Origin of the sequence: Capnocytophaga sp., assembly GCF_030532915.1 — a bacterium.
Lineage (GTDB): Bacteria > Bacteroidota > Bacteroidia > Flavobacteriales > Flavobacteriaceae > Capnocytophaga.
On the sequence record NZ_JAUNKD010000017.1, the window covers coordinates 20,952 to 31,460 of the forward strand.

Consider the following 10,509-nt stretch of genomic DNA (forward strand, 5'->3'; position numbering starts at 1 on the left):
CTCATTTTAAACAAAATTCATTATGAAAAATCAGATTAAAACAATTCTTGTAGGGCTCTTTTTGGCAAGTGGTTTCTCTTGCGGAAAAAGCGACGGCGATTCCGGCGGAAGCGCTTCACTTGCCCACCTTCCCGGAACAATTTATGCCGAATTTGCCTCCGATGGGGTTCGGTCATACCAATTTCAAAGCGGAAAATTGACCAAAATCACCAAAACCGGACGCGGACCCGGCGTAACGGGCTATGACATCACGCACGGAAGCGGGGAGATTTGCCTTTCCATCGGGACAAGTCGGACATTTGACTCGTATCAAGACAAACAAACCTTCCTGCTTCGTCCTTTTGACGGCAACTATACGTGGTACAGCACTATTTCTGACCCCAATGGCATTCCTTCTCAGGGGAATACCTTCAAGTTTAACTTCCAATACTCGGGAGATAACTTCTATCGGGAAGCTGACATTCGTCTTTCCCCCAACAAACGCTATCTGGCAGTAGATTGTAACTATTGGGAAGACCGAGGAACGCTTCTGTTTGACACACAAAGCGGAAAACTCCTCGCAGAATTCTATTCTTCCAAAGAAGATTTGGATTATCAATCCACACCTGTTTGGACAAACAACAATGAACTCTTTTTTGCCATTCGCGGAACGCTTTATCGCTGGAAAGAAAGCTACGGAAAGCAATTAGAAGCGGTTCTGAAACTCAACAATGGCAATGGTGCGGGCTATGTTACGGTGAATCCGCAGGGGACAAAGGTTGCCTTCCGGCATCAAAAGCATTTGTACCTACAAAATTTAGACGGAAGCGGTTTACATCAAATAACTACCAGCCCTCCTTCGGGTAGTTCCAAAGTAGATGGCGAATATCAACCCGTATTTTCGCCTGATGGTCAATTTTTAGCCTTTGTCGGCTCGCCCAGTATCGGTCAGGCTTGGACGGATTACGACCCGCTCCAACCACGTTTGCCTCACGTAACCGTTGTTGGCGGTGGTTACGGCTATATTTTCATCATTCCCGTTGATGGAAAGCTCTATGACCTGAAAGACCCCACCAGCGGTGCCATTCTCCTAAAAGACGACAGCAATTTTTCCGTTCCAAGCTATTTTAGTAATATGATATGGCGGTAATTTCAGAATAATTTCGGAAAAGTTTTAAGATTTTATCAATAATATTTAAACCTTTGTCAAAGTTTTAGAACTTTGACAAAGGTAAAAATCTAAAAAACCAATATTTTTTAAAACAAAATCGTATGAAAAAGCTATTTTTACAAGCAAATTTGCTAATGCTTATCATTCTTTTGAGTTCGTGCAGCAAAAATAGTGATGATAACACTATCAATCACGGACTTTCAGGCACATTATACTTTGAATTTGGCGGAAAAGCCAGTTCTTACCGCTTACAAACAGATACTTACACCGAAGGTCTCTCAAAAATGGGCACTTATTCCTCCATTTATGATGATTTTGACGTTTCGTGGGACAATCAAAAGATACTTTTCACCCAAGAAGCACATACAAACAACCGATTTTTCACCTATCAACGATTAGAACACTTTCTAAACTATACCGAACACACAAATACGGCAAATAATTTATTCAAATTCCGCATACAATGGAATAGCATCAATGAGGTTTCGGCTTATATCTCACCGAACGAGCAATTTATCGCCATTGCAGCACAAACTGCCATCGGTATGCCTATTTTGGTTGTATCGACAGACCCCAATGATGCTGATATTATCAAATTGATGCCACAGAATGGAAGTCTGCCCCATTATGGAAGCCCCATATGGACACAGAACAATCATTTGTACTACCGAATGGGAACTTTTCTCTGCAAAAGCACTCCTGATGACAAATATAAATCAGTACAACCCCTTTTTGAGGTAGGCAGTGCCACCAATGTAAGCATTTCACCCGATGGGACAAAGGTAGTTTTCCGAAAGAATAAACATTTATGGCTTTGCAACAGTGACGGTAGCGGACTTACACAAATCACGACCAGCGAGACCTCTGACAAGAAGCAATATGACGGGGAAAGTAACCCGACGTTTTCACCCGATGGCAACTATATTGCTTTCCAGAGCGAAAATGTACGGGGCGCATCGTGGAGTGATACAGGCATTGGCGGAAGCGGAACAAGTGTAACCGGAAGTAGTTTCGGATATCTTACCATTATTCCGGCTGACGGCAAACTTTATAACCTCGACACCAAAAACAATGGAGCTATTTACTTAAAGAAAGAAAATGGCGCTTTTGGGATTCCTACTGAAAGCAACATTATTTGGCGATAAGGCACTTATATTTTGATTCCTTTATCAAAGTTTTGAAACTTTGACAAAGATAAAACAGATTTTACCAATAAGAAATAAATTTTGACCTACAAGAAACACAAATCTTTGTCAAAGTTTTGGAACTTTGACAAAGATAAAATAGATTTTACTAAAAATAAATGAATTTTGACCAACAAGAAATGATATTTTACTTACAAGAAATGAATTTTGACTAACAAGAAACACTTTTTGACCATAAAGAAATCAATAATTACCGCAATGAAATGGATTTTGACCGGTCATATATGATTTCTTTATGGTACTAATCCATATAATTCCTGAAAAAACAGAAATATTTTTGGTAAAATAAAAAGAATTAGAGGTAACGAATGAAATATATTCCTTAATAATACAGATAATAGCAGTCAAATTCATTATATAATCGGTAAATATTCATTTATCATTGGTAATTTATAAGATAATTTCGGTAAAAATCATTATATAAGCAGTCAATATTCATTTATGATTGGTAATTTACAAGATAATTTGAGTCATAATTCATTTAAAAGCAGTAAGTATAGATTTAAAACAAGTCAAAATAATTTAAAAATACGTTTGCATTATGAAAAACAAGATTTTTTTACTTTTAGTTTCAGTTCTGTTTGTATCCTGTATGGGATGTAGCAAGAGCGACGGTTCCGAAGGCGGTAACTTGCACGGGCTTTCCGGAACATTATTCATCGAATTTGCTGGCGATGTGTCAGTTTACAATTTATCGGCAAACAAATTCACTGAAAACGTAACACAAGTAAGTTCCAGTGCGCTATTGGAAACCTACGATGTGTCGTGGGACGCTTCCAAAGTGCTCTTTACCTTAGACGTTTCAGGTTTTAATCACAAACGCATTGTTTATCGTGACATCAAAGCATCCGTTGCTCCTTTAGATGTGAAAAATGATGGTAACAATATCTACGATTTTGAATATGAGTGGGGAGATGTCAGGTCTTTAAGAGCGTTTATCTCTCCTAATGAGAAATATATCGCATTGCAAGGGCAAGGATATTCAGATATGCCGTTGATAATCATTGAATCGAATAAAGATAAAGAAATTGCGCGTTGTGAGCCTAATAATGTGCGTTATCACGATTGGGGAAAACCCTTTTGGACACTTGATAACGTGCTATACGTACAAATAGCTGATGTGATGTATCGAATGGCGCCAACAAACAACTATCAACCCGAAGCAATATTCAAAACAGGTGATGCAGGCGTGTTTCGCATCAATCCGCAGGGAACAAAATTTGTGTTCCGAAAGGATAAACACCTGTGGTTATGCAATGTTGATGGAAGTAATCCGGTTCAAATCACCACAAGTAAAACCTATGACTGGGCAGATTGGGATGGTGAGGGTCTTCCGGTATTTTCTCCCGACGGAAAGTACATTGCTTTTACCGCCAGAGGTTCTCGCGGAATGGCTTGGAGTGATCACGACTATCCGGACGGCTCTTGGGTCGGTGCAGTAGGCGGAAAGTTCGGTTACTTGGCTGTTATTCCCGCCGACGGAAAGCTTTATAATCTTGATGATAAAAATAGTGATGTTATTTCACTTACTAAAAACGGTAGTAGAGGAATTCCGTGCAACGGGCATTTAGTTTGGCGTTAGTAAAATGAGTATAACTTAGGTAAGAATAGTAATAATTGCGGTAATTGTTAATTTCCGAAAGAAACTTTAACAAATATTAGCAGTCAAAATCCCTAAAAAAGGGGATTGAATCGTATTTACCAAAGGTTTACCTTTGTCCTGAACGAAAGTTGAAAAAATCAATGAAACCTACTTGCCTATATTGCTTTCATTTTATAACATAAAAGCCGGTAGAATGATTCTCTGTAAAAAAATTGTTGTTAATCAGCTGGTGTATTGGTTTTTAACACGGCTAAAATGCAAAGTCATAGGCAAGTTTCATTGATTAATTAAAGTGATTTACTAAATATGTAATCCAAAAAAAGAAAACAATATGAAAAAAATTTACAAAATTCTAGTAGTTGCCCTTATCAACGCGGTGTTGATAGGTTGCTCAAAAGGTGATGACGTTGAAATTTCGTCCGTAAAAGGAACATTTGACGTTCAGTTCCAAACCGATTTAAAAAACACGATTTACACTTCGGCAATTTTCGGTTTAGCGGAAGTAGAACGCCAAACCCAACAGGCAATTGACTTTTTCTATCTTCATTTTGATGCCGAATCAAATGGTACGATTGAAGTTATCATTGAAGAAAGTGCTTTAAACTTCAAAACGGAAGTTACCCAAAAGGTAAATGCAGGCAAAAATACGTTCATGCCTAAAATAAAATGGAAATATGATGCTTTGAAACAGATGAGCCAACCGGGCTATGCCGATATTAGTTTTATCTGTAAGAACACTGCCGGCGAAAAGTTAGGCAATAAAGATTTAAAAGTGCGTTATACGTCCATCAATGAGTGCGTGCTTGCCGCCCAACTGGACGGGACTACCTACCCGCTGTTCTTTATGATGGGCGCTTACGTCAATGAAGACAGCCCCGTGGTGGATACCTTTTTAAAAGACGTACTAACCACCACCGACCTGAATGCCTTTACGGGCTATCAGGGGCAAGATGAAACCTCAATTGCTCAAAACGTGCTTCGGCAAGTGCAGGCTATGTTCCTTACCTTACGTGCCAAAGGCATCAAATACAGCAGCATTACCGATACGAGTAACAACTCGTCAAACCCGAAAGTAGCGAGCCAATACATTCGTTTTGCCGACGAAGTAATGAACAACACCCAAGCCAATTGCGCCGACGGAACCGCCTTTTTGTGCAGTGCCTTACGCAAAGTGGGCATCGAAACGTTTATGGTTTTCGAACCCGGTCACGTTTACTTGGGTTACTATGCAACACCCGGCAAGAAGAATCCGTTTTTGCTTGAAACCACGCTCATCGGCACTAATGTTTCGTTCGCACAAGCCACTGACGTAAACGTAAACCGATTTAACCAAAACATTGCCAAATACAATGACAATAATTTTATGGATATGTATTTCTTAATACACATCAATGATATACGTTCATTAATTAAGCCCATCGGGAGATAGGCTCCGTTTTTTCTCATACCCAAAACTAACTTTGGGTGCAATCATCTCTAATAAGATTCCGAATATTTGAATTTTTTTCATAATTTTGGGGTCTTATTTTTTTGATAATCGAAAGATGGAGCAAAAACCGACAAATACTGCCAAGCAATGGAAACAACGCCTTCAATTTGAATTGCAAGGAGCAGATTATAATTCGCTAATATTCAATTCACACGAAGATATTCAAATTCTCCCTTTTTACACATCACAAAACGAATCGATTCATTATCCGATAAATACAACTCCGCAGGTGTTATTGCCTCTTTATGCCTCAAATGCCGAGCAAACCCTTAACCGCATTGATTTTTGGTTGCGTAAAAGCGTTGTGAATTTCTGCATAAGTATTCATCCTGAAATTGAAAATATTGAACTTTTATTTAATAATCTACCCGCCAAGGGCAATTATATCTTTCTATTTTCAAAACAGTTACCAGCCTCCGTCCGGCATTCCAACTGCGTTTTTTTACCTGATGATGTCATCGCCAGCTTTTTGAAAACAGGAAAGTGGACAAAAAATGCCGTTGATGACTTAAAAAAACACCGTGAGCAATGCCTAACACACGGAAAACCAAGTTTGTTGGTCGATTCGAGTCTGTATCAAAACGCCGGATGCAGTATCATTCAGCAAATTGCTTACACAATGGCACATACAGTAAGCTATCTTGAAGAAATTCAGTTTGATACAAATACAAAAAAAGTAAAATTATACGTACAAACGGCTGTTGGGAGTCATTTTTTGCTTGAAACCTGCAAACTGAGAGCTCTTCGGCAGGTGATGGACAGTGTTCTTGCTGTTTTTCCGTTCCAAATTGATGTTTTTTTCATTGCCGAGCCTTCACACAGAGGGTTATCACTCTTAAAAACAAAGCATAATGAAAATTACATCGATTTGGCGTACGAAAGTGCCATCATCGGAGGGAGTGATTTTATACTGCCGAAAAATGAAAGTTGCTACAAGAAAAATACAACTGAAAATCAACACCTTCACATTGAAAAAATAAATAAAATTTTACCCTTTCGGAAGGCTTGTTTTTTGAATGAAATGCCTTGCTTTGAAACGATTACTTATGAAATTGCTAAAAAATCATTGCTGGCTTTTCAACACATTGAAAAAACCGGCGGACTTTTGCAACACGCTCATAATCACATATTACAGAAAAAAATAAAAGAAAAAGCAAAACAGCAAGTCATCGAATTTAACAACCAACTACCCGAGGAACCTTTTACCAACGACCTATTTGCCTTAAAAAACGAATGGGAATTGTATCCGTTTGTTAAACAGAAACACGAAAAAACACACATCGAACCTTTGATAATCAAACGACTATGGGAAAACATCGAGAAGAAAAAATAAGCAAATTCAACTATCAAAACATACAACTAAAAGGCAATATTGCCCCGAAAAACGAAACGGAACACATTGCTGGATTTCCGCCCTACGCACGTGGTTATCAGGCTATGGGACACTTAAAACATCCCATCACACACCAACCGGTTTGTTTTTGGAACGCCAGTCCGAAACCTATCCCCAACGATTCCAAAATCGAAATTTTATTTGAAAACAGTACGGATTTGCTTGAATCTTCTTTTGAAAACAAATCGATTATCGTGCGTTCGGTTGCTGTGTTGGAAGAAATTTCGGCATATTTGAACCATATAAGGCGTTTGTATTTACTTTTTGACAATGATGAACATCTTTTAGCGTTACATTCAAACAATTTTACGAATAAAACTTTTGAAAAAGTCTGTTTTTTGGTATGCTTTACTGAGAATACGTTTAAATGTATGCAAAATGTGAGAAAACTACGCGTTTTTTGCAGTGATTTGATGCAAAAAAAAGGAATTTTACACCCAATCCCGATTGCTGCTTACATCAATACTATAATCGAGCAGTTATACGCATCGGCTATTCAAAGTGATTTGCTGTTATACGACTTTGACAATCCACTGATTACTGACCCTACCAATCAGATGCTTCTTGATAATTCGGGAATTTTAAAAACCATCGACCCGTTTTGGAAATAAAAAAGGCTCTCAAATGAGAGCCTTTTTTTGTTTATTTCAAACTTATGATAATAAATTCACTTCGACGGTTAGCTTGATGCTCTACCGGCGTACAATTTACACCGTTTGAACAGTGGTTGGTAAGCTGAGTTTCGCCGTATCCTTTGCCGGTAATTCGGCTTGGGTCAATACCATTGTCAATAATCCATTTCACGGTTGATTTGGCACGTCGGTCAGACAATGCTAAGTTGTAACTATCTGAACCTCGGCTATCAGTGTGTGAACGCACATCGATTTTCATATTCGGATATTCGTTCATAACCTCTAAGATTTTTGCCAATTGTACCGAAGCATCGTAACGGATATTCGATTTGTCAAAATCAAAGTAAATATTTTCAATTTTAAATGTTTTTGCCAAATCATCACCTTCCATCACTTTAATCACACGCGGTTTAAGCAAAATTTCATAGTAAATTTCCTTGCCCTTTGCTTCAACTTTAACCTCGGCTGTTTCGTAACCTTCTTTTTCGCCTTTCAAATAAAAATGTGCATCTTGGCAATTGATAAGCTCATCGGCAAAGAGGAATTTTCCTTCCGTATCGCTGTTATCGGCTTTGATTTTTTCCATTGTTTTGTTTGACAAAGTAACCATCGCATCCGGAATAATCTCTTGTGTTTCAGAATCTTTCACAATTCCTTTCAAGATGCGGTTACACGAAAAATTCAACGGAATACGCTCGTAAAATCCGTAGATATCGTCTCTACCCTTACCACCGGGGCGGTTTGAGGTTAAGAACCCAATACGGGTTTCTTTATCAATTACAAAACAAAAATCATCGTCGGCACTGTTACCCGGCGCACCGATGTTTATCGCTCGTGATGTAGTTCCGTTTTCGTAAAATTTAACGGCATAAATATCCAATCCGCCTAAACCGGGATACCCGTCGGAAGAATAGTACAGCACGTTGTCTTTTGAAACAAACGGAAACGATTCACGCCCGCTGGTATTAACAACGTCCCCTAAATTTTCGGGCTTGCCATAGCCTCCATTAGGAAGGATTTCAACACGAAAAATATCAGAACCTCCAAGCGTTCCGGGCATATTTGAAGCAAAATACAAATACTTTTCATCGGGGCTCAACGCCGGATGCGCCACGCTGTAGGTATTGCTGTTGAAAGGCATTTCAACCACATTGCCCCAATTTCCTTTGTCGTCTTTGGTTGCGCGCAATATTTTTAACAAAATGGTGTTTTGCGAGTCCATACCCACTTTTTTGTCCACGTAGTTGTTACGCGTGAAGTAAACGGTTTTTCCGTCTTGGGTAAACACGGCGGTTGATTCGTTAAACTTGGTGTTTAATTTTGAAGAAAACAATGTTTTTTTAGACAAAAAGATGCTGTCGCGGTTTGCTTCGTACAAATCATAAAAACTCTGCCCTGTCCATTTTGAGGTGGGTTTAAGCCAACTTGAATTACTGGCAGCAAAAAGTACTTTATCACCGTAAAACGCCGTTCCATACTCAGAATGCTCCGTATTAACACCTGTTTGGCGAAGCTCAAAACGATTTGAATTTTCTTTGATTTCTTCTTGATAATCTTTGTGTTCTTCAAACAACGAAGCACGTGAATCATTAGCTCCGGTGAGTTCGACAAACTTGGTCATCATTTGGTCTGATTCGGCATATTTCCCAACCGATTTAAGCGATAAGGCATATCGGTAATAGTACTCGGGTTGCACTTGATACTCTTTGTTTTCAAAGAGTTTTTGATACCAAGTAAATGCCTTGTCATACTCTGCATTAAAATAATACGAATCACCCAAACGTTCAAGTAATTCTTGATTTACGAATCCTTTTTTGGCAATGCTTTCGTAAATCTTAATTGCATCTACATAGGCAAAATTCTTGTACATTTCGTTGGCTTTCTGTAATTGTTTTTCTTGTGAAAAAGCCAGCAACACGTTGCCCAACAACGCTACTACAAGTATGTATATTCTTTGATTTTTCATTCCTATCCGTTTTTGATAATCATTTTAACAAAGATGAAAGCTGTTAGAAAAATCGTGGTGAAACCACTTTTTTGTACATTTTCATCAGTTCGTATCGCAAATAAATTTCGTGCGACCCGGAATTGTAACGCGACAATTCAGTAGTTTCAAAGTCATATCCGTAGCCGATAAACCAACGGTCATTGATTTGGAAACCTGCCATAGCACTCACTGCTGCCGACCAGCGCCAAGCCGCACCCAGTACAAATTTTTCATTAAACATAAAGTTTGCTGAAACGTCTAACTGAATCGGGGCACCATATGAAATTTTGCTAAGCACCGCCGGCTTAAACTTGGTATTAGCCGTAAGGTCAAACACATAGCCCCCTATCAAATAATAATGCTGTGAACCTTTAAGCACTGACACTTCTCTATTTTGGTCATTACGACGAAACACCTGAGTTTCCAACAAATTAGGCACTGAAAAACCTAAATAATATTTGTCGGTGTACCAGTAAAGCCCCGCCCCTACGTTAGGAGAGAACACAGAATGGTCACCCGTAAAACTGTAATCTTGACCATCATAGAGTCTCAATTTGTGGATATCCAACTGAAACAAAGCCGCCGTACCTTTCAAACCAAACGCCAATTTTGAATCGCCTAAATTAAGCGAATATGAAAAGTCAATTGAAAAGGTATTTTCTTGCTGTGGCCCGATTGATTCGTGAAATAACGAAGCTCCCAAGCCTACATTTTTTTCATTAATCGGTGTATGGAAACTCAAACTTGCTGTTTTTGGTGCTCCTTCAAGTCCTACCCATTGGGTTCGGTACAGCCCAAAGAAACTCCCCACGCCTCTTGAACCGGCATACCCCGGATTAAACATCATCGTGTTGTACATATACTGTGTGTACTGCGCCTCCTGCTGTGCAAAAGCCTGAGCACAAAACAATAGCATCAATACAAATAATACACTATTTTTTCTCATTGTTAAATATTTATATGTTTTTTGACATTGTATACTCTTCTCTTTGTGTGATATATAAAGTTGGAAAACCCAACCATTTGTTACAAATAGCTGAATTTCCCAAC

8 protein-coding genes are annotated in these 10,509 nt (G+C 38.8%); 6 read left to right on the forward strand and 2 right to left on the reverse strand.

Features of this window, described 5'->3' with window-relative positions; translation table 11 throughout:
- Positions 1 to 22: 22 nt before the first annotated feature.
- The 6 genes from Q4D72_RS06795 to Q4D72_RS06820 all read left to right on the forward strand — a co-directional run bounded on the left by Q4D72_RS06795 (position 23) and on the right by Q4D72_RS06820 (position 7,451).
- Positions 23 to 1,129: a hypothetical protein gene (locus Q4D72_RS06795; protein ID WP_303076955.1), complete on the forward strand. Its 1,107-nt coding sequence runs from the start codon at positions 23 to 25 to the stop codon at positions 1,127 to 1,129.
- Positions 1,130 to 1,251: 122 nt separating this feature from the next.
- Complete coding sequence (locus Q4D72_RS06800) at positions 1,252 to 2,295, forward strand: DPP IV N-terminal domain-containing protein (RefSeq protein WP_303076957.1); 1,044 nt, start codon at positions 1,252 to 1,254, stop codon at positions 2,293 to 2,295.
- Between the two features lie 601 nt (positions 2,296 to 2,896).
- Complete coding sequence (locus Q4D72_RS06805) at positions 2,897 to 3,937, forward strand: hypothetical protein (protein ID WP_303076959.1); 1,041 nt, start codon at positions 2,897 to 2,899, stop codon at positions 3,935 to 3,937.
- Positions 3,938 to 4,289: 352 nt separating this feature from the next.
- Positions 4,290 to 5,387, forward strand: a complete 1,098-nt coding sequence (locus Q4D72_RS06810; RefSeq protein ID WP_303076960.1) for a hypothetical protein — start codon at positions 4,290 to 4,292, stop codon at positions 5,385 to 5,387.
- A gap of 115 nt (positions 5,388 to 5,502) precedes the next feature.
- Positions 5,503 to 6,780: a methylmalonyl-CoA mutase family protein gene (locus tag Q4D72_RS06815; RefSeq protein WP_303076961.1), complete on the forward strand. Its 1,278-nt coding sequence runs from the start codon at positions 5,503 to 5,505 to the stop codon at positions 6,778 to 6,780.
- Positions 6,753 to 7,451: a hypothetical protein gene (locus Q4D72_RS06820; RefSeq protein ID WP_303076962.1), complete on the forward strand. Its 699-nt coding sequence runs from the start codon at positions 6,753 to 6,755 to the stop codon at positions 7,449 to 7,451. The genes Q4D72_RS06815 and Q4D72_RS06820 overlap by 28 nt, the downstream gene beginning before the upstream one ends.
- 31 nt (positions 7,452 to 7,482) lie before the next feature.
- Here Q4D72_RS06820 and Q4D72_RS06825 read toward each other — a convergent pair whose 3' ends face one another.
- Both Q4D72_RS06825 and Q4D72_RS06830 read right to left on the reverse strand, forming a co-directional pair.
- The gene (locus Q4D72_RS06825; RefSeq protein ID WP_303076963.1) at positions 7,483 to 9,438 is read right to left on the reverse strand and encodes an OmpA family protein; all 1,956 of its coding nucleotides are present in this window, start codon (positions 9,436 to 9,438) and stop codon (positions 7,483 to 7,485) included.
- A gap of 43 nt (positions 9,439 to 9,481) precedes the next feature.
- Entirely contained in the window at positions 9,482 to 10,405 is a 924-nt protein-coding gene (locus Q4D72_RS06830; protein ID WP_303076964.1) for a type IX secretion system membrane protein PorP/SprF, read from the reverse strand.
- Positions 10,406 to 10,509 lie beyond the last annotated feature (104 nt).

Bases quoted from the DNA above. Each gene is read 5' to 3' on its own strand.
- Q4D72_RS06795 (WP_303076955.1), top strand. From the start codon at position 23: ATGAAAAATCAGATTAAAACAATTCTTGTAGGGCTCTTTTTGGCAAGT.
- Q4D72_RS06800 (WP_303076957.1), top strand. From the start codon at position 1,252: ATGAAAAAGCTATTTTTACAAGCAAATTTGCTAATGCTTATCATTCTT.
- Q4D72_RS06805 (WP_303076959.1), top strand. From the start codon at position 2,897: ATGAAAAACAAGATTTTTTTACTTTTAGTTTCAGTTCTGTTTGTATCC.
- Q4D72_RS06810 (WP_303076960.1), top strand. From the start codon at position 4,290: ATGAAAAAAATTTACAAAATTCTAGTAGTTGCCCTTATCAACGCGGTG.
- Q4D72_RS06815 (WP_303076961.1), top strand. From the start codon at position 5,503: ATGGAGCAAAAACCGACAAATACTGCCAAGCAATGGAAACAACGCCTT.
- Q4D72_RS06820 (WP_303076962.1), top strand. From the start codon at position 6,753: ATGGGAAAACATCGAGAAGAAAAAATAAGCAAATTCAACTATCAAAAC.
- Q4D72_RS06825 (WP_303076963.1), bottom strand. From the start codon at position 9,438: ATGAAAAATCAAAGAATATACATACTTGTAGTAGCGTTGTTGGGCAAC.
- Q4D72_RS06830 (WP_303076964.1), bottom strand. From the start codon at position 10,405: ATGAGAAAAAATAGTGTATTATTTGTATTGATGCTATTGTTTTGTGCT.